This is a genomic window from Micromonospora sp. CNZ286 (genome assembly GCF_014207755.1).
Window position 1 is genome coordinate 5,691,915 of the sequence record NZ_JACHIZ010000001.1, and the last position, 25,896, is coordinate 5,717,810.

The 25,896-nt window shown below is 73.4% G+C and carries 23 protein-coding genes and 1 pseudogene; 4 read left to right on the forward strand and 20 right to left on the reverse strand.

Features of this window, described 5'->3' with window-relative positions; genetic code table 11:
• Positions 1-188 precede the first annotated feature (188 nt).
• From manA to FHX31_RS25225, 12 genes are all read right to left on the reverse strand, one after another.
• Positions 189-1,349: a mannose-6-phosphate isomerase, class I gene (gene manA / locus FHX31_RS25170; protein ID WP_013284198.1), complete on the reverse strand. Its 1,161-nt coding sequence runs from the start codon at positions 1,347-1,349 to the stop codon at positions 189-191.
• A gap of 3 nt (positions 1,350-1,352) precedes the next feature.
• Entirely contained in the window at positions 1,353-2,375 is a 1,023-nt protein-coding gene (locus tag FHX31_RS25175) for a cation diffusion facilitator family transporter (protein ID WP_091330153.1), read from the reverse strand.
• Between the two features lie 28 nt (positions 2,376-2,403).
• Complete coding sequence (locus FHX31_RS25180; protein WP_030271147.1) at positions 2,404-3,600, reverse strand: SIS domain-containing protein; 1,197 nt, start codon at positions 3,598-3,600, stop codon at positions 2,404-2,406.
• Complete coding sequence (locus FHX31_RS25185; protein WP_013284195.1) at positions 3,597-3,803, reverse strand: Trm112 family protein; 207 nt, start codon at positions 3,801-3,803, stop codon at positions 3,597-3,599. Before FHX31_RS25185 ends, FHX31_RS25180 begins: the two co-directional genes overlap by 4 nt.
• Positions 3,804-4,002: 199 nt before the next feature.
• The gene (locus tag FHX31_RS25190) at positions 4,003-4,950 is read right to left on the reverse strand and encodes a hypothetical protein (protein WP_047892328.1); all 948 of its coding nucleotides are present in this window, start codon (positions 4,948-4,950) and stop codon (positions 4,003-4,005) included.
• A gap of 105 nt (positions 4,951-5,055) precedes the next feature.
• The gene (nfi, locus tag FHX31_RS25195) at positions 5,056-5,775 is read right to left on the reverse strand and encodes a deoxyribonuclease V (protein ID WP_184977315.1); all 720 of its coding nucleotides are present in this window, start codon (positions 5,773-5,775) and stop codon (positions 5,056-5,058) included.
• A gap of 17 nt (positions 5,776-5,792) precedes the next feature.
• Entirely contained in the window at positions 5,793-6,227 is a 435-nt protein-coding gene (locus tag FHX31_RS25200; protein ID WP_013474106.1) for a hypothetical protein, read from the reverse strand.
• Positions 6,227-6,469 carry a hypothetical protein gene (locus FHX31_RS25205; protein WP_184977316.1) on the reverse strand — a complete coding sequence of 81 codons (243 nt, stop codon included), beginning with the start codon at positions 6,467-6,469 and terminating at the stop codon, positions 6,227-6,229. Before FHX31_RS25205 ends, FHX31_RS25200 begins: the two co-directional genes overlap by 1 nt.
• Positions 6,470-6,499: 30 nt before the next feature.
• On the reverse strand, positions 6,500-7,282 hold the full coding sequence (locus tag FHX31_RS25210; RefSeq protein WP_013285023.1) for an IS5/IS1182 family transposase: 783 nt from the start codon (positions 7,280-7,282) through the stop codon (positions 6,500-6,502).
• A gap of 105 nt (positions 7,283-7,387) precedes the next feature.
• The gene (locus FHX31_RS25215) at positions 7,388-11,374 is read right to left on the reverse strand and encodes a toxin glutamine deamidase domain-containing protein (RefSeq protein WP_486481723.1); all 3,987 of its coding nucleotides are present in this window, start codon (positions 11,372-11,374) and stop codon (positions 7,388-7,390) included.
• 24 nt (positions 11,375-11,398) lie between these two features.
• A complete protein-coding gene (locus FHX31_RS25220; RefSeq protein ID WP_013474104.1) occupies positions 11,399-11,755 on the reverse strand; it encodes a hypothetical protein in 357 nt (118 codons plus the stop codon).
• Between the two features lie 3 nt (positions 11,756-11,758).
• On the reverse strand, positions 11,759-12,172 hold the full coding sequence (locus tag FHX31_RS25225) for a YbaB/EbfC family nucleoid-associated protein (RefSeq protein WP_013284189.1): 414 nt from the start codon (positions 12,170-12,172) through the stop codon (positions 11,759-11,761).
• A 78-nt stretch (positions 12,173-12,250) separates the two neighbouring features.
• On the opposite strand from FHX31_RS25225, the gene FHX31_RS25230 reads away from it, so the two are divergent.
• Complete coding sequence (locus tag FHX31_RS25230) at positions 12,251-13,486, forward strand: SUKH-3 domain-containing protein (RefSeq protein ID WP_184977317.1); 1,236 nt, start codon at positions 12,251-12,253, stop codon at positions 13,484-13,486.
• Positions 13,487-13,498: 12 nt separating this feature from the next.
• On the opposite strand, the gene FHX31_RS25235 is transcribed toward FHX31_RS25230, so the two are convergent.
• Positions 13,499-14,938, reverse strand: a complete 1,440-nt coding sequence (locus FHX31_RS25235) for an aldehyde dehydrogenase family protein (RefSeq protein ID WP_184977318.1) — start codon at positions 14,936-14,938, stop codon at positions 13,499-13,501.
• Between the two features lie 142 nt (positions 14,939-15,080).
• Between FHX31_RS25235 and FHX31_RS25240 the strand changes: the two genes are divergently transcribed.
• Together FHX31_RS25240 and gabT are read left to right on the forward strand one after the other, a co-directional pair.
• Positions 15,081-16,517, forward strand: coding sequence for a gamma-aminobutyraldehyde dehydrogenase (locus FHX31_RS25240; protein ID WP_013284186.1), 1,437 nt, complete (start codon positions 15,081-15,083; stop codon positions 16,515-16,517).
• A gap of 4 nt (positions 16,518-16,521) precedes the next feature.
• Complete coding sequence (gene gabT / locus FHX31_RS25245) at positions 16,522-17,793, forward strand: 4-aminobutyrate--2-oxoglutarate transaminase (RefSeq protein WP_091330159.1); 1,272 nt, start codon at positions 16,522-16,524, stop codon at positions 17,791-17,793.
• 67 nt (positions 17,794-17,860) lie between these two features.
• On the opposite strand, the gene FHX31_RS25250 is transcribed toward gabT, so the two are convergent.
• From FHX31_RS25250 to FHX31_RS25275, 7 genes and pseudogenes are all read right to left on the reverse strand, one after another.
• On the reverse strand, positions 17,861-18,520 hold the full coding sequence (locus FHX31_RS25250; protein ID WP_013474099.1) for an RlpA-like double-psi beta-barrel domain-containing protein: 660 nt from the start codon (positions 18,518-18,520) through the stop codon (positions 17,861-17,863).
• A 75-nt stretch (positions 18,521-18,595) separates the two neighbouring features.
• Positions 18,596-19,231: a M15 family metallopeptidase gene (locus tag FHX31_RS25255; RefSeq protein WP_013474098.1), complete on the reverse strand. Its 636-nt coding sequence runs from the start codon at positions 19,229-19,231 to the stop codon at positions 18,596-18,598.
• Positions 19,228-20,361 carry a D-alanine--D-alanine ligase family protein gene (locus tag FHX31_RS25260; protein WP_184977319.1) on the reverse strand — a complete coding sequence of 378 codons (1,134 nt, stop codon included), beginning with the start codon at positions 20,359-20,361 and terminating at the stop codon, positions 19,228-19,230. The genes FHX31_RS25255 and FHX31_RS25260 overlap by 4 nt, the downstream gene beginning before the upstream one ends.
• Complete coding sequence (locus FHX31_RS32850) at positions 20,358-21,638, reverse strand: threonine ammonia-lyase (protein WP_486481724.1); 1,281 nt, start codon at positions 21,636-21,638, stop codon at positions 20,358-20,360. The genes FHX31_RS25260 and FHX31_RS32850 overlap by 4 nt, the downstream gene beginning before the upstream one ends.
• 139 nt (positions 21,639-21,777) lie before the next feature.
• Positions 21,778-22,512, reverse strand: a pseudogene (locus FHX31_RS32855) (acyltransferase family protein); the annotation flags it as partial.
• Positions 22,513-22,627: 115 nt separating this feature from the next.
• Positions 22,628-23,680 (reverse strand): sensor histidine kinase, encoded by a 1,053-nt coding sequence (locus tag FHX31_RS25270; protein ID WP_030271169.1) that lies wholly within the window; start codon positions 23,678-23,680, stop codon positions 22,628-22,630.
• Positions 23,677-24,342, reverse strand: a complete 666-nt coding sequence (locus FHX31_RS25275) for a response regulator transcription factor (RefSeq protein WP_030271171.1) — start codon at positions 24,340-24,342, stop codon at positions 23,677-23,679. The genes FHX31_RS25270 and FHX31_RS25275 overlap by 4 nt, the downstream gene beginning before the upstream one ends.
• 237 nt (positions 24,343-24,579) lie before the next feature.
• Between FHX31_RS25275 and FHX31_RS25280 the strand changes: the two genes are divergently transcribed.
• Positions 24,580-25,863, forward strand: coding sequence for a sigma-54-dependent transcriptional regulator family protein (locus FHX31_RS25280; RefSeq protein ID WP_145755105.1), 1,284 nt, complete (start codon positions 24,580-24,582; stop codon positions 25,861-25,863).
• The last annotated feature ends 33 nt before the right edge of the window (positions 25,864-25,896 follow it).

A 25,896-nucleotide genomic window follows, 5' to 3' on the forward strand; every position in this document is an offset into this window, starting at 1 on the left:
GCGGACAGCGCACGGGGCGGTCGGTCGTGAGCGGACTTTCCACCCACGGCCCGGCCGCCCCGCGCATCCCCCCGGTTTGGTTCCCCCGCACGTCACCGGACCTTCGTCGCGACAACGCTGCGTACCCGTAGAGTCACACCACGCAGCGTGACCGTCAAGCCATTTCGGGAAAGTCGGACTTGCGCAGATCAGTGCATGCCGCAAGTGGCGACGAACGCCTCGCCCGCCCCGCCCACCGTCAGCGGGCCACCGGCCGCCGTACCGACCGCTGCCTGACCCGCGTCCAGCGTCACCACGCCCACGCCGTCGTCAACTGTCAGCTTCCCGGCCCGGCAGAGCACCACACGCGGCCCGGGCAGCGTCAGCCGCACCCCCGGTGACCCGGCAGCCACCTCGACCCGGTGCAGCGCGAAGTCCTCCACCGGCACCGGCCAGGTCAGCACCCCCGGCTCCACCTGCTCCGGCCGCAGCACCGGCTGGGTCAGCACCTCGAACCGGAGCACCCGCAGCAGCTCGTCCACGTCGACCCGTTTCGGGGTCAGCCCGCCGCGCAGCACGTTGTCACTGGCCGCCATGATCTCGACGCCGGTGCCGCGCAGGTAGGCGTGCAGGTTCCCGGCCGGCATCCAGATGCCCTCGCCGGGCGCCAGCCGGACGTGGTGCAGCAGCAACGCCACCACCACGCCCGGGTCGGCCGGATAGCCCGACGCGAGCGTGCGGACCAGCTCGGCGTCCGCCGAGGCCGGCCCGGCCTCCGCCGCCGCCAGCACGGCCGCCACCAGCCCCGCCCGCTCCGCCCGGGGCCAGCTCAACAGCAGGCGTACCGCCTCCCGCAGCCCCGCCGGCCCGTCGCGCAACGCCGCCACCACAGGCTCCAGCGCGGGTACGCCGAACGCGGCGATCGCCGCCGCCGACTCCCCCGGATCGCGGAAGCCGCACAGCGCGTCGAACTCCGAGAGCGCCACCAGCAGCTCTGGCTTGTGGTACGGGTCGACGTAGTTGACCCGCCCCACGTCGGCGGCGTGCCCGGCGCGGGCCTGCTCGGCGTCCGGATGCGCCTGGAGGCTCAGCGGCGCGTCGGCGGCCAGCACCTTCAGCAGGAACGGCAGCCGGGTGCCGAACCGGCCGACCAGCCGCTCACCCAGCCAGTGGCCCGGCTCGGCCACCAGCAGTTCGGTGAGGCTGACCGGTCGGCCGTCGCGCTGCACAGTGGCCGGGGCGCCCGGGTGGGCGCCCAGCCACAGCTCCGCCTCCGGCCCGTTGCTCGGCACCGGCCGCCCCTGCAACTCGGCGATCGCGGTGCGCGAGCCCCAGGCGTAGTCACGGATCCGGCCCTGCAACAACTCCATCGGTCAGCTCCCGGGCCGCCCGGCCACCTCGTCGGCCGGCTGCGTCCCACCACTGGTCACGGCCTCCGGGACGGCGGTGTCCGCCGCCTGCCCGGTGCCGGCCCGCTCGGCGGCGGGCGAGTAGATGTCCGGCTCCAGGTAGATCACCCGGGCGGTGGGCACCTCGCGGCGGATCCGCGCCTCGACCGCGTTGATGTCACGCGCCAGGTCCTGGGCGGTCTCCCAGGCCGGCACCGCGATCTTCGCGGCCACCATCAGCTCCTCGGGGCCGAGGTAGAGCGTCTTCATGTGGATGATCCGCTCGACCTCGGGACCGCTGGTCACAGCCTGCTCGATCTTGTCCAGCTCGCTCTGCTCGGCACCCTCGCCGAGCAGCAGGCTCTTGGTCTCGATCGCCAGCGTGATCGCGATGATCACCAGCAGCACACCGATCATCGCGGTGCCCGCGGCGTCCCACATGCCGTCTCCGGTGATCAGCGTCATGCCGACGCCGAACAACGCGAAGACCAGACCGACCAGGGCGCCGAAGTCCTCCAGCAGCACCACCGGCAGCTCCGGCGCCTTGGCGCGACGGATGAACCGGACCCAGGACTGCTTGCCCCGGACCAGGTTCGACTCCTTGATCGCGGTACGGAAGGAGAAGCCCTCCATCACGATCGCCGCGACCAGCACCACCACCGGCACCCACTGCCACTCCGTGATCGCGTGCGGGTCGGACGCCTTGTGGTACGCCTCGTAGAGCGCGAACAGGCCACCGATGCTGAACAGCACGATCGCCACGATGAAGGCGTAGATGTAGCGCTCCCGGCCGTACCCGAACGGGTGCTGCGGCGTGGCCTGCCGCTTGGCCCGCCGGCCGCCGAGCAGCAGCAGGCCCTGGTTACCCGAGTCGGCCACCGAGTGGATCGACTCGGCCAGCATCGACGACGAGCCGGTGAGGGCGAACGCAATGAACTTGGTGACGGCGATGCCGAGGTTCGCCGCCAGGGCGGCGACGATCGCCTTCGTGCCCCCGTTTGCGCTCATTCCCCGCCTCGCTCGATGCCCCGTGTGCTCACTGGTTTGCCAGCTCCTTCATCTCCGTGATTGCCGGTACCGCCATCGGGTCCAGCCCGTGCGCCAGGGCCAGGTAGATCGAGGCGAAGTCGGGGACCGCCACCAGCGACGCGAGCCGCTCCAGCGCGGAGCCGCCCTCGGCGGTCACCACGTCGCAGCGCACCCCGCGCCGCTCGGCGAGCGTCTGCACCGCGTCCGCGCGGCGCTCCTCGACCGCCAGCGGCTCGTCGGTGTCGTCGTCGGCGTTGAGCCCGCCGTCGCGCAGCAGCACCAGCCGTAGCCGGGTGCCGTCGGGCTCGTCGTCGCCCGGGTCGGCGAAGATGTCCCGCTCGCCCTCGGCCAGACCGCCGAACACGCCGTCGAGCAGGCCGACGCGGCCCCGGCCCGCCTCGCCCAGCGCACCGGCGACCACCGGGTAGCGGGCGTTCGCGGACAACGTGTCACCGAACCGCCGGGCGGCCACGGTGGCCAGCGGGGACGAACCCCACACGATCGGGATCGAACCGGACAGGCCGAGCGCCAGCGACTTCGCCGGGTTGACGAAGGACTCGGCGGTCGGCCGGCATCGATCGGCGTCGGCGTCCAGCCGGGCCGCCGTCTCGGCCAGATCCGCCTCGTTGACCTTCACGAGCCCGAGGGTACGGGCGGCCAGCAGAACCGGCACGGTGAGCGCCCAGAGGCTGGCCCGGGCCGGCGCGCGCCGGGGCACCGGGATGAACGGCGCGCGGGCCCGCTCGGCCACCGACTGGAGCTGCGAGTCGGGCGCGCCGACCGCGACCAGCCGGGCACCGCGCCGGTGCGCCGCCTCGGCCGCGCCCAGCGCTTCCGGGCTGCGGCCCGACGCGCTCACCGCGATGACCACGTCCGCCGCGCCCACCCAGCCCGGCACGCCGGCGCTGCGGTGCGGGATGACCGGCACCGGGCAGCGCGGCCCGGCGACGGTGGCCAGCACGTCACCGGTACGCCCGGCGGTGCCGATGCCGGCGATGACCACCGCGCGGGGTCGCCCGTCGTCGGCGAGCACCGACAGGTTCGCCTCGGCGGCCAGCGCCGCCGACTCGCGCACCTGGGCGCCCGCGGACGCGGTGAACCGGAGCATGCCGCCCGGATCCCGCTCGGAGAGCTGCGCCGCGTCGTCCAGCAGGGCCTCGTCGGCGTGCCGGTGGCCGCTGACCCCGGCCGTACCCTCCATCACCGCGACGACCCGCCCCGCGCGTCGTCGGCGGCGGGTCCACCGCGCGCCTCGTCCAGCAGGAGCACCGGGACGTCGTCCCGGACCTCGAAGATGCGACCGCACTCGGTGCAGGTGAGCGTCTGCGCCTGCGCGTCGTAGTCGAGCGGGGCGTGGTGCGTGTCCGGGCAGGCGAGGATGTCGAGCAACTGCGGGTCCAGGGCCACGGCGCGGCTCCTTCCACGTATGCGGTCTCACCGGTCGGCGGTGCCGATCGGCGCACGCGATCTTATCGGCCGAGCGGCCCCGGCACCGGGCCCCGTTCGGCCCCGGTGTTCCGTCCTCCGGCCGGGCAGGTGGCGGCTACCGGGTCACGGCATGACCACCCACAGTCACGGTAACCCCGGGACCGGGTCGGGTTCCGGCTCAGTCCGGCAAGCGGGGCAAGACGCTCGTCGCGTCCCCGGCAGGCGGGGCCGGCGGCGTCGGGGCGGGCGCGGGCGCGCCGTACACGTTGCCGGCCGGGCGGGGCGGCGTCGCGCCCCCGTACACCGTGGGGGCCGGCCCGGGCGTGCCGGAGCGGTAGGTGGTGGTGCTGCGCGGCAGCGGGACCGGCGGGAGGCCGGCGTCCACGCCGCCACCGCTGCGGTCGGCGCGGTTGCGGCGCAGCAGCAGGACGATGAGAGCGGCGCCGACGAGCACCAGCCCGATACCGAACCACATGATCATGGAACCTCCGAACGACGAGTCGTCGGCCGCGGCGGTGGCCGGGGCGACGGCGGCGGCCACCGGCGACGTGTCGGTCGCCTCGGCCGGCGTGGTCTCGCTCGCGCTGGGCGTCGGCGAGGGCTTACGGGACGGGCTGGGACTCGGCGTCGGCGCGCCCACCAGCCGGGCCGACCCGCCGGCGCGGCCGAGCACGTCGCCGTTCGCGGCGCTCGCCTCACCGGCCAGTTCCAGCCGGCCGCCGACGGCCCCGGCCAGGAAGGACACCCGGTAACGCACGGTGACGCCCTTGCCCTTGCACAGCGGCCGGTCGACCGGGGCCACCGCGGCGGTGGCGACGGCGCCGCCGTCCCCGGAGACCTGCACCGGCACCCATCGGCCGCCGGACGCCACCTGCACCCGGACCTGGTCCGCCCGCAGGCCCTCCAGCCGGAGCCCGACCGCGGTACGCAACTGCACGCAGCCGTCCGTGCGCTTGCGCACCTCGACCGCCACCGTCCCGGGCGGACCACCGGCGGTGAAGCTCTTCGCCGAGCGCAGTCCCACCCGGTCGTCCCGGGCCGACGCCGGTGACGCCGGGACGGCGATCAGGCCACCCAGCAGCGCGCCGACCATGGCCCACCGCGCCGCGTGCCGCCCTGCCGACATCTCCACCTCACCGTTGCGTCCGGACCGGATCCGCCGGTCAGGTTACTACCGGCCCCTCCAGGCACCCGCGCATCGAGCACGCCACATGTGTGCAGCGCCACGCGATCACCGCCCGCCCAGGTCACCGCCCGACGCGCCTGCATCGGCGAGCGCCCGCCGGCACAGCCGGTCGGCCGTACGGGTGGTCTCCGGCAGCCGGTACCGGGGCGTCAGTGCCAGTACCCGCTCCACCGCTTCGTCCAACCCCATCCGGTGCCCGACGCTCACGAAGACCGGCCGGACACCGTCCTGAGTCCGCAGCACCCGCCCGACCACCTCGCCCTCGTCACACAGGTCGGCGCTGTCACCACGCTCGGGACCGGGGCCCGTCCACGAGCCGACGAGCGGCGTCTTGCCCACCCCGATCGTGGGCAGCCCGGTCACCAGGCCCAGATGACAGGCCAGCCCGAACCGGCGCGGGTGCGCCAGCCCGTGGCCGTCACAGACCAACAGCTCCGGACGGGTGGTGAGCCGGTCCAGCGCGGCGAGCAACGCCGGCATCTCGCGGAACGCGAACAGTCCCGGCACGTACGGGAAGGCGGGCCGCCCCACGCACACCGCCTCGTCCACCACGTCGAGGGTGGCCGCGTCGAGGACCGTGACGGCCGCTGCGAGCAGGTCACGGTCCTGCGCGTACGCCACGTCCAGCCCGGCCACCGTCGCGGGCGCGGCAGGACCGGGCCCGACCAGGTCCACCCGGGACCGCAACTCCTCCTGTACGCGTCGCGCCTCCGCCACGTCGGCGGGCGGCAGGTAGGGCACGGGCTGGCCGTCGGTGGAGGGCATGGCGTTCCGGGCCGTTGTCAGGAGGCGATGGTGGGGTCGGCGGCCGGGTCACCGGCCTGCTGGAGCTGCTCCTCGAACATCACGAAGGTCCGCCGCCGGATCCCCTTGATCAGCGCGGCTTCCTCCGCGGTGAACGGTCGCCTCTCCGCGACGGCGGGCGCCGCGATCGCCCGGACCGTCTCGTAGAGCGCGAAGACCGGCCCCTCTCCGCTCAGGTAGCGTCCGCGCAACTGCTCGACGTGCTGCACGAAGGCATCAGCCGAGCGCACGTAGATCTCGCCGCCCACGCCACCGATCACGTCGTCGACGAGCTCGTCCGCCGGCCGCCAACCCCCCGTCGAGCGGTCCAGCTTCCAAGCGGCGTGGCCGCCATCCGGTGTGGCGACCAGCTTCACAGGCGTGTCGTAGTGCTCGAAATAAGCGGGAAGTTCGACGCCGTCGACTGTAGCCATCACTCACGCTCCTTGTGCAGCGCCGTCTGAAGAGCCTCCCAGAACAGCTCACGCTGGCGCCGAAGCACCGCCCGACGAATGGCGGACTCTGTCACCGTCACGCTACGTCCCTCCTCACGAGCGACCGCTTCGAGGTCGCGCCGCACTTCGAAGAGGGAGTGTTCCCAGGTCGCCACTCTGTCGAGTGGCGCCAGTTGCAGCCGGAACTCAGCGATGTGCCCGTTGGAGGCACGAAGGAACATCTGTACGTCTCGGTATCCACTGAGCCATTTTCATCCTGCGTGGCGGTCGGCTTCGACGCGGTGCAGGACGAGGATGGCCTGCACGATCGCGGTCGCTCGGCGTGGGCAGCAGCGCAGCTTGACCAGGATTTTCCAGGTCTTGAGGGTGGCGATCGCGCGTTCGCCGCGGGCGCGGATCTTCGCGTGCGCTCGGTTGACGGCCTTCTGCCGGCGTGACAGCTTCGGCCGGAAGCGGCGCCGCTTGAACGGGGTGCGCACGCTGCCGGGGGCGCCTTGATAGCCCTTGTCCGCGAAGGTCATCACGTCGGTGCTGGCCAGGGCGTCGATGATGCCGTGGGTGCGGGCGGCGGTCAGGTCGTGCGTCGAGGCGGGCAGCGCGGCCGAGGCCCAGACGAGACGCCCGGCCGCGTCGGCGATGACCTGCACGTTCACGCCGTGACGCTTGTGTTTTCCGGAGTAGTACGGCTTCTGGTTGGCGACCCGGTCGATCGGGATCAGGGTGCCGTCGAGGATTGCGTAGGCGAGCAGACGGATCCTGGTCATGGCCGTGGCCAGGTCGTCGGCGGTCGCGGCGAGCAGGTCGATGGCCTCGCGGACATAACGCCAGGCGGTCGTGACGCCGATGTCGAATCCGGCGGCCAGGCGGGTGTAGGTGTCGCCGTTGCGCAGGTGGGCCAGGGCGAGCAGGGCTTGCCGGCCGGGGTCGAGGCGTCGCCACCGAGACCGTTGCTGCTGGCGGCGGGTTCGGATGAGGGCGGCGAGGTGGTTCAGGCTGCGGGTGGACAACGGAATCGCGGCAGGGTAAGACAGCACAGCGAGGCTCCCGGTTGGGGCATCTGATCTTGGTCGATTGCTGTCTTACCGGGAGCCTCGTCCTACCTGGACACCGGCCTCCCACACCGCCCGTGACCTGCGCCGTCACGATGAAAATGGCTCACTTTTCTGTGGGCTCTGGAAGCGGTCTTCGAACTTCACCAGATCCAATCGCCCGTCGTTCCTCAGACGTGCCAGTCCGCCGTAGAGTTCGTCGAGGTTGCCAAACGAGACGTAGCCGCCCGCGAGATCCTTCAGCTGTGACGCATCGCCGCCGTAGCCCTTGATCTTGTCCTCAGCCCGCCCACGGTCCTTGGGCTCACGACGCGGGCGATATTCGGCACCACCACCGCATGACTCTGCCAAATCCCGCCCCAGGGCGTTGAGCTCCGACTGTGCGACAGCGGCTTCCTCATACAACTGGTCCAAGAACTGCTTTCGATACGCGGCGTCACCGAGTCGCGTTAGATCGAAACCCGGCTGCGCGGCCTCCGCGCCATCAGTCGTAAAGGATTCGCTCACCGCCAGGTGAGCGCCTGTCAATCGAGTCGGCATCAGGGCCGGCGGTTCCGTCGATGCAACGACGTCAGCCCCCCGTTCCCGGATCTCGCCTACCACGTCCTGCAATACGTCGATGGCCTGCTGGTGGCTGGCCAGGTGGTGCAGGGTCAGCGGCCGCGCGGTCAGCGAGTTGGCGAGTTCCGGCGTCGCCAGGATCATCCGGACCAGGTCGGGCCGCTCCGCGAGTTGCCGCACCAGCGTCTCGGCCAGCAACTCCTCCCGTCGCGGCGGCGCCTCCCAGCTCTGGTCGAGCATCCGCTGCACACGCGGGTCGGCGAAGAACCGGGTGAGGTCGGCGGCGGCGGTCTCGTCGAGCCCGGGTACGAGCCGCCGCAGCGTCGGCACGTCGGCGTGCTGCGCCAGCTCGACGGGCGTCACCCCGGCGGCGAAGGCGTCGTCGAGGTTCCCGCTCTGCGCGAGCGCGTCGCGCACGTAGAGCCCGGCGGCGATCCGGTCGGCGTGCGCCTGCCGGTGGTCCTGGTGCACCCGGGCCGGTTCCGGCCCGACCGGCGGCGCGCTCCCCGGCAGCGGTCCGTCGCCCCGGCGGTAGATGGTGGTGGACTCGCCGAGCAGGTGGACGTGGTTGAAGTCCGGGACGTGGCCGTCTGCGATCGGCGGCGGGGCCGGCGGTCGTGGCGGCGCCGGACGGGGTAGCGGCTCGGGCAGGACGCTGTAGGTGCCGGGCGGCCGGCCGGCGAGCGGCATCGGCCGGCCGTCGGGGCCGAGCACCAGAGCGTCGACGCCGACCACGTTGCTGCGGGCCGGACGGCCGCTGTGGTGGTAGATCGGCCGGTCTGCCACCTCGCCCGTCTGCGGGTCGAGGAAGAGGATCGTGCCGTTCTGGTTCAACGCCACCCACGCGTGCGATCCGCCGCCCTCGAAACTGGTGATGAGGAACGCGTAACTGCCGTGACCGCCCGACGCGAGCTGCGCGTACAGGTCCCGGTAACCGCCGTCCACCAACAACTGCCGGTCCCGGCCGGTGATCCCGGGCCGATCCGGCCGGCAGAGGTTCTGGAACCGGCCGCCGGTCGTCTGCTCGACCCGCAGCGGTCCGTCCGCCTCGCCGCCCACCGGCCGGTTCACGTCGCCGTGCAGGTAGCCGTCGAACGTACGCGGCGCCGCGACGCGCGGCCGTCCGTGGACCCAGGTCTCGAACAGCGACAGCGTGCAGTCGAGGCAGTTGATCCCCCGGGTGGCGTCGGCCGCCGGTCCGCCGTCGTTCGCGAGGCGGAACCAGCCACCGCGCCGGGGATCGGCGGTACGCGTCACGCTGCCGTCGGGGTTGCGGGGCATCTGCCGTTCGAGGTCGGTCTGGTGCAGCGCGAGCGGAGGCCGGAGCCCTCCCCGGCGGCCGTACGGCCGGGACCTGTCGATCGGCTCGGGGTGTCCGTGACCGGTGAGCGCGGAGTGGTCGGCCGTCTCCACCGCGCCGACGGCCAGGTCCGCCACGTCGTCGTTGATGCGGTAGAAGTCGAGGTCCTCCTCGACCATCACCTCGCGCGGCAGCCGCTGGCCGGCACGGACCGCCTCCACCTCGTCGACGGCTCGGTAGTGCAGGCGTTCTCGCCGCCGGCCCTCCCACACGTGCCTGTCGGCAAGGTCGTGCCGCCCGGCTTGGCGCAGCTCGTGGGCCTGCATGAGGAGCCAACGCGCCGCCTCGTAATGCTGTTCGGCGAGATCACGTAGCTCGTTGATCTGCGCCTGGCGTCTGTTCTCCTCGTGCAAGGCACGCTGGGACTGCAGATAGCCCTGGTAGCGCCGCCGGTCCAGACCCTCCCGATCGGCCTTCAGCCGCGCGGCGCGCTGCTCGGCGGTCTCACGGAGCCACGCCTGGACATGGGGCGGGCCCGGGTGGGGCCCCGGGGAGTCGGTAGGAGGGCGATGCGGAGCCAAGGCCTCCAGCAGCGGAAAACGGGGGTTCGGCCCCGGTCGGGGCTCGGGCCCGACGGCCGGCGCTCCCGGATGCGGCCCCGGCTGAGGGTTGACCGGTGAGACCGGAGGCGGTCCCGCATGACCTCCATTGCTGACGGGGGCGGTGCGGTCCGCCGTTGGTGGCGCCGCGATCTGCGGGTGGTCGGCAGGCGGTGCAGAAAGTGTCGCCGGTGCGGCTGCCGCCTGAATCGGGTTGGTCGAGGACGGCGTGGGGTGGTCGATCGGCGTCGCCACCGGACCAGAGCCGCTGTGGACTCCGGGCGCGGTCGACGGGGGCGTGGCGACGGGCGCGTCCGTGATCACCGAGGACAACGTGGGGCCCGTGGTGACCGTCGGACGTGCCACGTCGTGCGGGACGACATTGTTGTGCGGCGGCGTGGTCGTGGGATCCGGCGCCGGGCGGGGCAGGTCCACGGCGAGCGGGTGCGGAGCGGCGGCTTGGGGCGTGACGAGCGTGGGTGTCACCGGAACGGCGCCCGCGGTCGTGTCGCTGCCCTGCACGACCGGCTCGGCGACCCGCTGGGCCGGGATCAGCCCGACGGGATCGGCGGCGATCGGCACGTCCAGGCTGACCGGGGACACCGTCAACCCGCTCAGCTGCCCGTCGAGGCGGCGTTGCAGTGCCGAGTCGGCCTGGTTGGTGGCGGACCCGGTGGCGCCGGAGGCAGCCGCGCGCGCCAGATCCTCCAGCGACGGCCCTTGGCCGGTCGCCAGACCCGCAGCGGTCTCGGCGAGCGTCTCCCCGGCCATCTCCCGCCCGAACCGCTCACCGATCTCCGCGAACCGCCCGTTGGCGTGCCGGCCCAGCCCGGCCAGCGGCGCGACCGCGCCGCCGGCGAATCCGCCGAGAGCCGACGTGCTCACGTCGGTCAGGTCGAGGCCGTCCCGCCGGCCGGTGGAGTTCTGGTACGCCTGCGTGCCGAGGCTGGTGCCCGCTTCCTGACCGGCCTCCAGCAGACCCCCGATCGCGGCCCGTCGAGCCAGCGTGCGGGCACCGGACCTGGCCACCTCCTTGGCAGCACGTTCGCCCGCCTCCTTGAGGCCCTGCTTGACCGCCTTGCGGGCGAGTTGAGCCACCAGCCGCTTGAAGATCTGCTGCACCACGACCCGCGTGGCGGTGATCGCAGCGGCCGCCGCCGGTGAGGCGGCGCCCAGGGTGAGCACTGTGGCGACCGCCAGGGACAGCAACTCGACGACCAGGATGCCCAGCTCGATCCAGGCTTCCAGCTTCGCGCCCTCGATGTCGCAGCCGCAGGAGTCGACCAGACGTGCCAGCTCGTCTGTGGCCGCGACCAGGACGTGCAGTGGAGCGTCCTGGCCTTCGGCGAGCTTGTGCCACGCCGTGTCGAACGCGCCGGCGACCAGGCCGACTCCCCCGTACCCGCTCTTGACCTCGCCGGCAGCGGTGATCGCGTCGTCGCGCGGACGGGTAAGGACGCCTGCTACGCCGTACCACTGGTCGGCCAGGTCCCAGACGGCGCGCTCGTCGCCCTCCGGCCATTCGACGCCGACCACCCAGTCGAGCGCCTCGTAGATCCAGCCGGGCAGGTCCCACGGGCAGAAGTCGAGCGGGTGCGGGATCGGGCTGGGCAGCATGCTCACGCGCGGGTCCTCCGGTGGTCAGCGCCGGGGCCGATGGGGGTTGTGCCCTTGCTGCGGGATCTTCCCGAGGTCACGGGCGTTGCTGAGGTCCGTCTCCACGGTGGCCGTGACCGAGCGGACGACGTCCGAGCCGAGCACCTCCAGCGACCGGCCGAGAAGCTCCCACGCGCGCAGCAGCGTCTCGGCGTAGCCCTGGTAGTGCTTGTCGAACGCGGCGCCGATGTCGTCGCGGCCCCAGGGCCGCTGCGCGCTCGCGTGGGCGATCGGCTCGCCCGTCTCCCGCCGGGCCGCGCTCACCGCCCGCCCCGACAGCGCCAGGTCAGCCCCGCCGCGCCGGGCCCGGTCCGGGTCCAGCCAGATCTCTCCCCCGGCCACCTGTCACTCGCCGCGGGCCAGCACGGAGTCGGCCCGGCCGAGCAGCGCGCCGAAGTCATGGGTACGCAGGAATTCGACCGAAGGGGAGCCCGGCGGCAGGTATCCGGAGACCAGTTCGCGGGTGGCGGCGCTCGCCGCCGTGGAGGCGCGCAGCACGGTCTCGGTGATCTTCCGGCTCAACGCACGGGCGTCCCGGTCCTGGAACGCCGCCGGGCTCACCTCGACGCTGATCAGCTCGCCTCGCGCGCCGACGACGGCGGTCACCTGACCGTCGTCGGAGCGTTCGGTGACCCGCAACTCGGCCAGCTTGGTCTGGAGATCGTCCAGACCGGACCGCAAGCGCTGGTATTGGCCGTACACCTCGTCGAATCGCGCGCGTAGTGCACGGTTCGCATCCCGGTCCGCACTCTCGGCCACCGTCGCTCCCCTTCCGTCACCGTGGGTAGGGCCGACCATACCGGGTGCCACGAAATCCGTGGGGTCCGGTAATTTCAGGTGGTGATCGAGCGACAGCAGGCCGAGCAGATCGCCTCGGTGTGGGCCCGGCGGGACTCCGACCGCCTCGGTTTTCCCTGCACGCCGGAGGTCGAGGAGTTCGACCTGGGCTACGTGGTGAGTTCCGTCGTGTCCACCGAGGCCCGGGCGCTCCCCGGCGACCTGCCGACCACTGTGATCGACAAGGAGACCGGCGAGGTGTCCACGTGGCCGCGGGTGCCGGCCGCGGCGGTCGAGCGGATGTACCGGCAGCGGCGTCCGGCCGAACCGCGCCCGCCGCGTACCGTCGATCCGGCCGCCCAACTGCTGCGTGAGCTGACCCGCCTGCCCACGCCCGGCGCGGCGGCGCACCTCACGCTCGACGGCCGGCAGCACGTCGCGCAGGGCGCGAAGGGCGCGATCGAAGTACGCCACCATCCGCTGGTGCAGTCCTATCTGGACGAGCTACCCGCGGGGCATCTGGTACGCGGCGGGGAACGGCACGCCGAGATGATCGTCGTCTCCGACGCGCTCTACGAGCACGACCACCGTCGCGCCGCCGAAGGTCTGCCGCCGCTGTCCATCGAGGACGCCCGCGACCTGCTCGGCAGCAGCCGGATCGAGGTTTACCGGAATCGCGAGCCGGGCGACCCGCTGGGCGGCCAGGCGGATCTTCCCTGCGACTCGTGCGTCCGGTTCCTGGTGCGATTCGCGGTCCTGCCGTGGTCCGACCTCGCCTTCGTCGAGGAGTGGCGTCCGGAGCCGCGCGAGGTCATCGAGCCTGGGCGTTTCCCGGACGAGGTCGCCCATGCCCTCATCGACGGCGGCTGGCAGATCAGCATGTTCAACGAGGCACTCGCGATGGGCGCGATGACCGAGACGAAGGCGGTCGCGGGGCAGCATCACCGGCACGAGGCGTTCCCCGCCGCCGAGGCGGCGCTCACCGCGTTCCCGGCCGTCCTGAGCCGACGGCGCGGGCCCGGCGAGCAGGTCTGGATCAGCCGGTTCACCACGAATCCGCTGCGGGCCGCCCACACCGCCGACTCCCTCGCCGACTTCGCCGCCGTCCTGGGCGCCCGTCTCTTCCCGCTCGGCAGCGAGCGTCAGGAGAGCATCCTCGCGGTCGACGAGCACGGCCGGATCTTCGCCCTCGACCAGGCCGGCGAGTGGTTCCTCGGCGCCGACATCGACGCCGCCCTCACCACCCTGCTGCTCGGCCGCGCCCCCGCCCGGGTCCGCGACGACGGCACCTGGTGAGCGTGCGGGCGATCAGAGGGCCACGCCGGTCAGCACCGTGACCCGCGGCTCGGTGTAGTCGTCCATCGCGCTGCGCAGCCCTTCCCGCCCTACCCCGGAGCCCTTCATCCCGCCGTACGGCATCTGGTCGGCCCGGTACGACGGCACGTCCCCGACGATCACGCCGCCGACCTCCAGCGTGCGGGCGGCGTCGAACGCCACGTCGAGCCGGTGGGTGAAGACGCCGGCCTGGAGCCCGTACGCGGAGTCGTTGACGGCGGCGAACGCGGCCCGGTCGTTCACGACCGGGGCGACCACCAGCACCGGTCCGAACACCTCTTCGGCGCACACCTTCGCGTCGGCCGGTACGCCGCTGAGCACAGTGGGCGGGTAGGTGGCGCCGTCGCGCCGCCCGCCGGTCTCGATGACGGCGCCGGCGGCGACCGCCTCGTCCACCCAGGTCTCGACGCGCTGCGCCGCCTCGACCGACACCAGCGGGCCGACGTCGGTCAGCTCGGAGCGCGGGTCGCCGGTGCGCAGCGCCTGCACCGCCGCGACGAGCCGGGGCAGGAAGCCGTCGTAGAGCCATTCGTGCACGTAGACCCGCTGCACGGCGATGCACGACTGCCCGGCCTGGTAGTTGGAGAACGTGGCGATGCGGTGCGCCGCAAAGGTCAGGTCCTCGTCCGCCGCCCAGTCCTCGCAGATGACCGACGCCGCGTTGCCGCCGAGTTCCAGCGTGACGTGCTTGTCCGGCGCGGCCCGGCGGATGGCCGCGCCGACCGGTCCGGAGCCGGTGAACGACACCACCGGTAGCCGCGGGTCGGTGACCAGTTCGGCGGCGCGCTCGTTCGGCAGCGGCAGCACCGAGAACATGCCCTCGGGCAGGTCGGTCTCGGCCAGGATCTCGCCGAGCAGCAGCGCGGTGAGAGGGGTGGCCGGGGCGGGCTTGACCACGATCGGGGTGCCGACGGCGAGCGCCGGGGCGACCTTGTGGGCGACCAGGTTGAGCGGGAAGTTGAACGGGGTGATGCCGAGCACCGGCCCGCGCGGCACGCGCCGGACCAGGGCGATCCGTCCGGTGGCAGCGGGGTCGGTGTCGAGCCGTTGCAGCTCGCCGGAGAATCGGCGGGCCTCCTCGGCGGCCCAGCGGAACGTGGAGATCGCGCGCCCGACCTCGGCCTTCGCCCATTTGACCGGCTTGCCGTTCTCGGCGGTGATCAGCGCGGCGACCTCGTCGGCCCGCTCGGCGAGCCGGCGGGAGACGTGGTCCAGGGCGGCCGCGCGGGCGTGCGCGGGCAGGGCCGCGGCCTCCGCGGCCACTGCGGCGGCGCCCGCGACTGCGGCTTCGAGCTGGTCAGCCGTGGCGACCGTGGTACGCCCCACCGGCTGCCCGTCGTACGGGTGGGTGACTGTCAGCTCGTCCTCGCCGTGGGCGGGGCGACCGGCGACGTAGAAGGCTCTCGGCTCCACGACCGGCAGCCTAGACCACAGACGCCCACGCGGAAACAGTTGCTCAAACCCTTGTCTGCCTCGGATTTAGTAGCCAAGATGGCAGTCAGATTGCGATAACCTCCGCTGACCCTCTCCCCGGCCACCCTCTCGGAGACTTCTGATGAGCGACCAGCAGCAGCTGCGCAACTTCGTCAACGGCGAGTACGTCGACCCGGTGGACGGCGGCTACGCCGACCTGATCGACCCGTGCACCGGCGAGGTCTTCGCCCAGGCCCCGGTCTCCGGCGCGGCGGACGTGGACGCGGCGATGAAGGCCGCCTCCGCCGCGTTCGAGACCTGGCGGGACGCCACACCGGCCGAGCGGCAGCGGGCGCTGCTGAAGTTCGCCGACGCGGTGGAGTCGCGGGCCGCCGAGCTGGTCGACGCGGAGGTCCGCAACACCGGTAAGCCCCGGCAGCTCACCGCCGACGAGGAGCTGCCGCCCGCGGTGGACGAGCTGCGCTTCTTCGCCGGGGCGGCGCGCCTGCTGGAGGGGCGCTCGGCCGGCGAGTACATGGCCGGGCACACCTCGTACGTGCGGCGCGAGCCGATCGGCGTCTGCGCCCAGGTCACGCCCTGGAACTACCCGCTGATGATGGCGGTGTGGAAGATCGCCCCGGCGCTGGCGGCGGGTAACGCGGTGGTGCTGAAGCCGTCGGACACCACGCCGGTGTCGACGCTGCTGCTGGCCGAGATCGCCGCCGAGCACCTGCCCCCGGGTGTGTTCAACGTGGTCTGCGGCGACCGCGACACCGGCCGTACGCTGGTCTCTCACCCGACCCCGCAGCTCGTGTCGATCACCGGCTCGACCCGCGCGGGGATGGAGGTCGCCGCCGCGGCGGCGCCGGACCTGAAGCGGACGCACCTGGAGCTGGGCGGCAAGGCCCCGGTGGTGATCTTCGACGACGCGGACGTGGCGGCGGCGGCCGAGGCGATCGCGATGGGCGGCTACTTCAACGCCGGTCAGGACTGCACGGCGGCGACCCGCGTGCTCACCGGTCCGGGCATCCACGAGGATTTCGTGGCCGCGCTGACCGAGCAGGCCCGCAACACCCGCACCGGCGCGCCGGACGACGCGGACGTGCTCTACGGCCCGCTGAACAACGCCAACCAGCTCGCCCGGGTCAGCGGCTTCGTGGACCGGCTGCCGGACCACGCGAACGTCACCACCGGCGGTGCCCGGGTCGGCGAGCGTGGCTTCTTCTACGCCCCGACAGTGGTCTCCGGCGTCCGCCAGGCCGACGAGATCATCCAGGACGAGGTGTTCGGGCCGGTCATCACCGTGCAGCGCTTCTCCGACGAGGACGAGGCGGTGCGCTGGGCCAACGGCGTGGACTACGGCCTGTCCGCCTCGGTGTGGACGCGCGACCACGGCCGGGCCATGCGGATGACCCGCCGGCTGGACTTCGGGTGCGTCTGGGTGAACACGCACATCCCGTTCGTCTCGGAGATGCCGCACGGCGGCTTCAAGCACTCCGGCCACGGCAAGGACCTGTCGGTCTACAGCCTGGAGGACTACACCCGGGTCAAGCACGTCATGCACAACATCGAGGGCTGATCCGATGGCCACCAGCGAGGAGCTGCACAAGCGCCGGGTCGAGGCGGTGGCGCGGGGCGTGGGCAGCACGATCCCCGCGTACGTGGACCGGGCGGGCGGCGGCACGATCACCGACGTGGACGGCCGGGAGTGGATCGACTTCGCGGCCGGCATCGCCGTCACCAACGTGGGCAACTCCGCGCCGCGCGTGGTCGAGGCGGTACGCGCGCAGGTCGAACGCTTCACCCACACCTGCTTCATGGTCGCGCCGTACGAGTCGTACGTGGCGGTCTGCGAGCAGCTCAACGCGCTGACGCCGGGTGGCTTCGAGAAGCGCTCGGCGCTGTTCAACTCCGGCGCCGAGGCGGTGGAGAACGCGGTGAAGATCGCCCGGCACGCGACCGGGCGGCCCGCTGTGGTGGTGTTCGACCACGCGTACCACGGCCGGACCAACCTGACCATGGCGCTGACCGCGAAGAACATGCCGTACAAGCACCGGTTCGGGCCGTTCGCCGGTGAGGTCTACCGGGTGCCGATGTCGTACCCGCTGCGCGACGGCGGGCTCGACGGCGCCACCGCGGCGGCCCGGTCGATCGAGATGATCGAGAAGCAGGTGGGCGCGGAGAACGTGGCGGCGCTGCTGATCGAGCCGATCCAGGGCGAGGGCGGTTTCGTCGTACCCGCTCAGGGTTTCCTGCCGGCGCTGCGCGAGTGGGCGACGGCGGCCGGGGTGGTGTTCGTCGCCGACGAGATCCAGACCGGTTTCTGCCGCACCGGCGACTGGTTCGCCTGCGAGCACGAGGGCGTCGAGCCGGACCTGGTCACGCTGGCGAAGGGCATCGCGGGCGGCCTGCCGCTGGCGGCGGTGACCGGCCGGGCGGACCTGATGGACGCGGTGCACGTCGGCGGCCTCGGCGGCACGTACGGCGGAAACCCGATCGCCTGCGCCGCCGCGCTCGCGTCGATGGAGACGATGCGGGAGCTGGACCTGGCCGCCGCCGCGCGCCGGATCGGCGCGGTGATGGGTGAGCGGCTGCGCGTGATCGCCGCCGGTGACCCGCGCGTGGCCGAGGTACGCGGCCGGGGCGCGATGCTCGCGATGGAGATCGTGGTGCCGGGCACGCTGACCCCGGACCCGGCCGCCACGGCGGCGATCTCGGCGGCCTGCCACGCGGCCGGGCTGCTCACCCTGACCTGCGGCACCTACGGCAACGTGCTGCGGTTCCTGCCTCCGCTCGTCATCTCCGACGACGAGCTGGGCCGGGGACTGGACATCCTGGCGGCCGCCTTCGGCTGACCCCGGACGTGGGACACCATGGGCCCGATCTCCACCAGGACCGGCCCATGGTGTTCCGCCCGGAGGATCAGCGGAGCAGCTCCACAGTGTTGCGCCGGACCAGGTTCTTGCCGGGTTCCCGGATCGCGTCCATGGCCGCCGTGTTCAGCAGCACGCAACTACCAGACGGCCCGGTCACCGTCACGGTCACCACCTTGTTGTTGTCCAGGTTCGTCACCCGCAGCCGGGTGCCGAGCGGGAACTGGCCGCTGGTGGCTGCGGGCGCCCCGCCCTCGGCGAAGAACGTGAGCGCGCCGGAGCAGACGCTGCCGCCGATCGGCTGCGCCGCGCCCGGCCGGGTCTCACCCGGCTGCGCGCCCGGCGCCGGGGCGGCGGCGCCGTCGAGGCGTTCCACCACGTTGCGGCGGACGACGTTCTTGCCCGGCTCGCGTACCAGGTCCATGGCGGCGGCGTTCAGCAGCACGCAGCTCCCGGACGGCCCGGTCACCGTCACCGTGGCCACCTTGCGGTTGTCCAGGTTCGTCACCCGCAGCCGGGTGCCCACCGGGAACCTGTCGCTTGTCGCGGCCGGCGGCCCGCCCTCGGCCGAGAAGGTCACCGACCCGGCGCAGACCGATCGCGCGGCCGGCGCGGTGTCCGCGAAACCGAGTCCGGTGCCCACCGAGACCGCCACAGTGGCGGTCACCGCCACAGTCGCCGCCAGCACGTGCTTGCGCTGCACCCTCACGTTCTCTCCCGTCGTCGCTGTCGTTCGACGCGTGGTACGGACGGGAGGGCCGGACCGTTCACCCGGATGCGTGGGCTACAGCGGACCGTAGCGGGTGTGTGGCGCTCCGGTCATCAGCGCCCAGTACCTGTCGCCGTACGACCAGTGCCACCACTCCGTGGGGTAGTTCACCAGCCCCGCGCCGCTCAGCGCCGCCACCAGCACGTTCCGGTTGCGCCACGCGCTGACCGGGATGTGCCGGGCCGCGGTGAAGCAGGCGTCGGCGCTCTCCTCCGGGGTGGCGTCGAGCGCTGTGCCCATGTCCAACTCCACCCCGCCGGCGTCACACAGCGTGAGGTCGACTGCTCCGCCGGTGCTGTGCGGGGCCACCTCGACCGGCGAGACGAACTTGGTGGTCTCCCGGTGCAACCGGTCCGCCGGCCAGTCCGGGTGGCGCCGCCGCAACTCGTCCCGGTAGCCGGTGAAGATGTCGAGCTGCGCCCGGTACGGCCGGTACCCCTCGACCACGAGCAGGCGCAGCCCGGCCGGCAGCGCGCGCTGCGCGGCCAGCAACCGGTCCGCGACCCCGAGCCGCACCCGGGCGTACGCCCCGGCGGGATCGGCGGCCCGCCCGTCCACCCGCAGCCCGGGCACCTCGCGCAGGTCCACCAGGGGTTCGCCGTCGTCCCGGCTGGACACCGCGGCGACCCGGGGGTCGGAGAGCAGGATCACGGCGTACCCCCGGGGTGTTCGCGCGACGGCCGGGCCGCGTGCCTGGTGAAGGCAAGCGCGACGAGCCGGTCCACCACATCGGGGTACGCGACGCCGGACTCGGCCCACACCTTCGGGTACATCGAGTGGGCGGTGAAGCCCGGCAGCGTGTTCAGCTCGTTGACGAACAGGTCGCTGGTGGTCTCGTCGTAGAGGAAGTCGACACGGGCCAGGCCCCAGCCGCCGATCGCGGTGAACGCCCGCACCGACAGGTCGCGGATCCGCTCGGTGACCTCGTCCGGCAGCGGCGCCGGGACGATCATCGGGTCGGCGTCGCCGAAGTACTTCTGCCGGTAGTCGAACCAGCCGCCCGCGACCCGGACCTCGCCGACCGCCGACGCCTCCGGCTGCCAGCCGCCGAGCACGCCGCACTCCAGTTCCCGGCCGGTCACGCCCTGCTCGACGAGCACCACGTGGTCGTGCCGGAACGCCTCCTCCACGGCGGCGATCAGGTCGTCGCCGTCGGCCACCCGGGAAATCCCGATCGAGGAGCCCATCCGGGCCGGCTTGACGAACAGCGGCCCGCGCAGCCCGACCACCAGCTTCTCCGGGTCGGACGCGGCCCGCCAGGTCGGTTCGTCGAACCAGACGTACGGCGTGGTCGGCACGTCCTCGGCCCGCAGCGCCCGCTTCATCGCCACCTTGTCCATGCCGACTGCGGAGGCGAGGATGCCGCACCCGACGTACGGCACGCCCAGTGACTCCAGCAGCCCCTGCACCACGCCGTCCTCGCCGTACGGGCCGTGCAGCACCGGGAACACCACGTCCAGTTCGGCGTGCACAGTCGCGGGGGCGTCGGCCGCGCCGACCGCGACGGTGCCGGCTGTCGTTCCACGTCGCAGCTCGACCGCCGGACCGGTGATCGGCAGCCGGTCGTCGATCGCCCGCCCGGCCGCCACTGTTCCGAGGTGCTGCGCGAGCACCGGTTCGGGCAGCAGCCTGATCCCGCCGGTACGGGTGATGCCGAGCGCCACCACCCGGTGCCCCTGCCCGGCCAGGGCCCGGGCCACGCCGAGCGCCGAGGCGCAGGAGACCTCGTGTTCCGCCGACGGGCCTCCGAACAGGACACCGATCCGCACTGTCTCTCTCATGCCGCCACTCCCACAGTCATCCGGTCGCCCGCCAGCCGGGCCACCAGGTCCGCTTCCACGTTTCCGCCGGTCAGCACCACGCCGACAGTCATCTGCCGCCTGCCCTCGGGCGGCCACGGCGCCCCGCCCCCGGGGCGGGCGACGCCGCCCGCGCCGGCCGCCTCGCCGAGGCGCAAGGCGCCGGCCAGGGCGGCCGCGCCGGACGGCTCGACGAGCACCTTCAGGTCCAGCAGGAGCAGCCGGAACGCCTCGGCGATCGCGTCGTCGTCGACACGGACCACCCCGCGTACGCGGTTGCGGGCCACCGCGAACGGCAGGTCACCGACGCAGCCGGGACGCAGACCGTCGGCCAGGCTCGGCGCCGGGGCGACAGGTGTGGGCCGTCCGGCGGCCAGGCTGCGCGCCAGCGAGTCGCAGCCGACCGGCTCCACGCCGTACACCTCGATCGGGGTTCCGGCCGCCGCCAGGCAGGCACCGGCGATGCCGCCGCCCCCGCCCACCGGCACCACGAGCGCGTCCAGCGGTGTGCCGCGTCGCGCCGCCTCCTCGATCAGTTCCAGGCTCGCGCTGCCCTGACCGGCCACCACGTCCGGGTGGTCGTACGCGTCGACCAGCGGGTGGCCCTCCACCTCGGCGATCCGCCGGGCGACTGCGAGGCGCTCCTCGACTGTGGTGCCGGCCCGGACCACCCGGGCCCCGGCGGCCCGCGCCCGGTCCACCTTCACCGGCGCGGCGTCCTCCGGCAGCACGACGGTCGCGGCCAGCCCGTGCCGCCGCGCGGCGAGCGCCACCGCGACGGCGTGGTTGCCGGTGCTCTGCGCGATCACGCCGGTGTGCCCGGCGGCGGCGAGCCGGCCCACCGCCAGCATCGCGCCGCGCATCTTGTACGAGCCGCCGTCCTGGAGGTTCTCCGCCTTGAGCAGGATCCGGGCGCCGGCCAGGCGATCGATCGCCGGGCTGTGCAGCACCGGGGTACGCACCACCCGGCCGGACAGCACGCGGGCGGCCTCCTCGACATGTGTTCGGTCCGGCAGTACCGGCGCGTCGATTCGGGGCATGGTCTCTCCTTCGGGATTCGAGTGGGCGCGGCGGCGCGGCAGGTCGAACAGCCAGTGCGCGCCGAGCGCGGTGAGGCAGCGGTGCGCGGCGAGGCTCAGTGCCAGCACGAGCGCGGTGAGCAGGACCGGGTAGACGGTCACCAGCAGCGCCCGGGCCGGCCCGGGCAGGCCGGCCAGCGGTGTGGCGAGGAGCCGGTCCAGCAGCGCCAGCACCGGCATGTGGATCACGTAGACACCAAGCGTGCGGCGGCCGAGCCGGGCCAGCGCCGGACCGGCCAGGCGGTGCCGGGCCAGCCGGGCGGTGCCGGGCCAGCCGGGCGGCGGCGGTCAGCCCGAACGCCACAGCGATCACGGAGACGAGCAGGTACACGCCGGGCCACCTCTGCGCGCCGGCCGGCGCCATGGCGGCCAGCCCGATCGCGTACGCAAAGCCGGTGCCCACGAGCCGGCGGGTGTTCGCGCCGTCCGCCCACCGGGTGAGGTACGGCCGCAGGTGCACGCCGGCCAGGAAGAACACCAGGTTCTGGTAGACCTGCCCCCGGTTCCCGGGACTGTCCAGCAGCCCGGTGGCGGCCACCGCGGACAGCGCGCCCGCGGCGGTCAGCAGCACCGCCGGATGGATCCAGCGCAGCGCCTTCGCGATCACGAAGTAGAGCGCCAGCGCGTACAGGTACCACAGGTTCGAGGGCGTCACGGTGAGCTGGGCCAGCAGCTCAGCACTGTCGGTGGCCCGGTCGGTCGGGAAGTCCGGTGCCGGCGCCAGCAGCGCGGTGTGGATGAGCAGCCAGATCGCGTAGAGGTAGAGGTTCCGCGCGATCCGGGGCCGCCCGGCCACCCGCCACGGGCGGGCCACCGCGTTCGCCGCGAAGATGCCGGAGAGCGCGAAGAACAATGGCATCCGCAGCGGCAGCAACTGCTCGCCGAGCAGCCCCCACGCACCCGGCACCGGCAGGCCGACCCGCCAGTCGACGCGCAGGTAGTCCTTGACGACGACGTGCCACAGCACCACGAGCACGATGCAGGCGCCCTTCGCCACGTCGGCCCATAGCACCCGGCCGTCGGGCGGCGCGTTCCCCTCAATACGGGTCGGCACTGCGGTCTCCTCTCCGGCCGTCTGCGGGTGGGAGGCGGCGCCGCCGGTCCCGTCCTCGGGCAGGTGTCATCGCGGGACGCCGCGACGGCGGCTCCCGGAGTCGTGTGTGGGGTGGTCAGCCCACGGGGGGCAGGTGGACGTCGACCCGCAGGCCGCCGTCCGGCCCCGGACGCGCGGCAATGATGCCGCCGTGCGCCTGGGTGATGGAGCGGGCGATGGCCAGGCCGAGCCCGGCGCCGCCGCCCTGGTTGGTCCGGTCCCGGGCGAGACGCCGGAACGGTTCGAACAGCCCGTCGACCGCTTCGGCGGGGACGCTCTGCCCGCTGTTCATGACGGTCAGCGCGGGGTCGCCGCCGACCGTGACGACGAGTCGGCCGCCCTCGCGGTTGTACTTGACGCCGTTCTCCACCAGGTTCGTGACCAGGCGTTCCAGCAGTACCCGCTCGCCGGTCACGATCCGGGGCGACAGCTGGGCCTCCACCGTCACGCCGGCCTCGGCGGCCCGGTCGGCGTACGCGGCCAGGACGCCGCTGACGATCTGTTCGAGGCGTTGCGGGGTGGAGGACCGCAGGCCCTGGTCGCTCTCGCTGAGCGCGAGCAGCCCTTCGATCAGCCGCTCGTTGCGTTCGTTCGTGGCGAGCAGTTGGGCGGTCAGCAGTTCCAGTTGCTCGCCGGTGAGCGACTGGGCCATGCCGACCTCGATCAGGGTGCGTTGGACCGCGAGCGGCGTACGCAGTTCGTGCGAGGCGTTCGCGGCGAACCGCCGCTGTCCCTCGTATCCGGCGGTGACCCGGTCCAGCATGTCGTCGATCGCGCGGCCGAGCCCGGCCAGCTCGTCCCGGCCGCCGCGCCGGATCCGGTAGCCGAGGTTCTGCGGCCCCAGGTTCGCGATCGGGGCGGCCAGGTCGTGCACCGGGCGCAGGCACCAGCGGGCAGCGCCCCACACCGCGAACCCGATGGCCACCAGCACCAGCAGTTCGATGAGCATGGGCAGCAGCGGGACGAACGGGCGGCCCGGCTCGCACACCGCGCCGATCGTGGCGAGGCCGCAGAACCGCTCGGCCTGCCCCCACACCATTTCGAGCAGCGACTTGACCAGGTTGGGCAGCATGAACCCGGCGAGCAGGGCGAGCACCCCGACCAGCAGGATGCGGCGGCGGGGGCTCACTCCGGCTCGCCGATCCGGTAGCCGGCCTTCGGCACCGTGTGGATGACGGACGGCTGGCCGAGCTTCTTGCGCAGGGTCATCACCGTCACCCGGACCGCGTTGGTGAACGGGTCGGCGAACTCGTCCCACGCCTGTTCCAGCAGCTCCTCGGCGCTCACCACCCGGCCACCGGCCCGCATCAGCACGTGCAGGACGGCGAACTCCTTCGGGCTCAGCCCGAGCGGGCTGCCGTCCCGGGTCGCGGAGTGCCGGGCCACGTCGAGCACCACACCGTGCTGCTCCAGCACCGGCGGGAGGGCCGGGGTGGACCGGCGGCCCAGCGCCTGCACCCGCGCCACCAGCTCGGCGAACGCGAACGGCTTGGTCAGGTAGTCGTCGGCTCCGAGCCCGAGGCCGGCGACCCGGTCCCGGATGCCGGCGGCGGCGGTGAGCAGCAGCACGCGGGTGCCGGCGTCCGACCCGGCCAGGCTCCGGCACACGTCGTCGCCGGTGGCGCCGGGCATGTCCCGGTCCAGCACCGCCACGTCGTACCGGTTGACCCCGATCCGTTCCAGCGCGCCGTCCCCGTCGTAGCAGACGTCGACAGCCATGGAGAACCGTCGCAACCCCTCGGCGACCGTGTCCGCCAAGAGCCGCTCGTCGTCCGCCACCAGCACCCGCACCGTTGCGCTCCCCCGTGTCTTCGCTCGTCGTCCGGCACACCATCGCAGGCCGGAGTTAAGGGTTCCGTAAGCGTCCGCAGCAGCCATCCTCCACGCGGGCCACGCTGCGACAACCGGCGTGGGGCCGTCTGGGCCGTTCGTCCGGTACGCAGGCGGTGCGAGCACCGCTCAAGTGACCCGGATCACGCATTGGCGCTCGGGGGTGAGGTGGGTCACGATGGGTGGAAGGAGGCGCTGGTGGCTGACCCGTGGCTCGCCCTGGAGTTCGGCGCGGATCCGGCGGAGCGGATCGCGCAGATCGGTGCCGCCCACGAGGCGTTCCTCGCCGCCGGCACCACCTCCGGCCGGGTCCGGGAGGTGGTGGCCCGATCCTGGGAGCGGTCCGCGCTGCTCGACCCGGAGACCACCGCGCCGGTCGACCTCGCCGACGACGCGCTGGAGACGTACCGCGCCGCGCACCCGCTGGCCCGGGTGATGCCGCTGTTCCGCGACCTGCTCGGCGGCATCGCGCAGGACGGCGCGCACCTGATGGCGGTCTGCGACGCCGCCGGGCGGCTGCTCTGGGTGGAGGGCCATCCCGGGGTGCTGCGGCACGCCGAGCGGATGAACTTCGTACCCGGCGCCCGCTGGGACGAGGCCCACGCCGGCACGAACGCCCCCGGCACCGCCCTCGCCGTCGACCACGGCGTGCAGATCTTCGCCACCGAGCACTTCGTCCGGCCCGTGCAGCGCTGGACCTGCGCCGCCGCGCCGATCCACGACCCGGCCAGCGGCGCGCTGCTCGGCGCCGTCGACATCACCGGCGGGGACCACCTGGCCAACCCGCAGAGCCTCGCCCTGGTCCGGGCCACCGCCCGGGCCGCCGAGGCGTTCCTGGCCGGCGCCGCGCCCGCCGCGCCGGACGTGGCGTACGTGTCGGCGCTCGGACGTGACGAAGCGGAGTTGCGCGTCGGCGGCCGGCGCATCCGGCTCGGCCGGCGGCACAGCGAGCTGCTGGTGCTGCTGGTCGACCATCCCGAGGGGCGCACCGGGGAACAACTCGGCCTCGACCTGTACGGCGACGACAGGCGGCACCCGGTCACGCTGCGCGCCGAGCTGTCCCGGCTGCGCCGCGTGCTCGGCGAGGAACTGCTCGACTCCCGCCCGTACCGGCTGCGGCCGGCCGTGCGCGCCGACTTCCGTACCGTCACCGAACTGCTGGAACGTGGCGATCCGGCGGCGGCGCTGCGCGCGTACCCCGGGCCCCTGCTGCCCCTGTCGGACGCGCCGGGAGTCGCGCGACTGCGCCGCCTGGTCGACGGCCAGTTGCGCGCCGCCGTGCTGGCCGGTGCCGACCCGGGGCTGATCGCGGCCTGGACCGCGACGGCGGCCGGGTCCGACGACCTGGCCGCCTGGCAGGCCCTGGCCCGGGCGTTGCCGCCGGGCGCGCCCCGCCGGCCGCTCGCTGTCGCGCGGGCCCGCCAGCTCGCCGAGGAGTACGCGCTGCCGCGCGCAACGTTCCTGCAACGTCCCGGAAACTAGCCTGCCCGCCATCCACCCCAGACGGACGGCGGA

Excerpts from the sequence above, each read along its gene's own strand:
- FHX31_RS25200 (WP_013474106.1), bottom strand. The coding sequence starts at position 6,227 with ATGGCTACAGTCGACGGCGTCGAACTTCCCGCTTATTTCGAGCACTAC.
- FHX31_RS25240 (WP_013284186.1), top strand. The coding sequence starts at position 15,081 with ATGAGCGACCAGCAGCAGCTGCGCAACTTCGTCAACGGCGAGTACGTC.
- FHX31_RS32850 (WP_486481724.1), bottom strand. The coding sequence starts at position 21,638 with ATGCCGGTGCTGGCGCTGCTGGACCGGCTCCTCGCCACACCGCTGGCC.
- FHX31_RS25205 (WP_184977316.1), bottom strand. The coding sequence starts at position 6,469 with ATGTTCCTTCGTGCCTCCAACGGGCACATCGCTGAGTTCCGGCTGCAA.
- FHX31_RS25260 (WP_184977319.1), bottom strand. The coding sequence starts at position 20,361 with ATGAGAGAGACAGTGCGGATCGGTGTCCTGTTCGGAGGCCCGTCGGCG.
- FHX31_RS25215 (WP_486481723.1), bottom strand. The coding sequence starts at position 11,374 with ATGCTGCCCAGCCCGATCCCGCACCCGCTCGACTTCTGCCCGTGGGAC.
- manA (WP_013284198.1), bottom strand. The coding sequence starts at position 1,349 with ATGGAGTTGTTGCAGGGCCGGATCCGTGACTACGCCTGGGGCTCGCGC.
- FHX31_RS25190 (WP_047892328.1), bottom strand. The coding sequence starts at position 4,950 with ATGTCGGCAGGGCGGCACGCGGCGCGGTGGGCCATGGTCGGCGCGCTG.
- FHX31_RS25175 (WP_091330153.1), bottom strand. The coding sequence starts at position 2,375 with ATGAGCGCAAACGGGGGCACGAAGGCGATCGTCGCCGCCCTGGCGGCG.
- gabT (WP_091330159.1), top strand. The coding sequence starts at position 16,522 with ATGGCCACCAGCGAGGAGCTGCACAAGCGCCGGGTCGAGGCGGTGGCG.
- nfi (WP_184977315.1), bottom strand. The coding sequence starts at position 5,775 with ATGCCCTCCACCGACGGCCAGCCCGTGCCCTACCTGCCGCCCGCCGAC.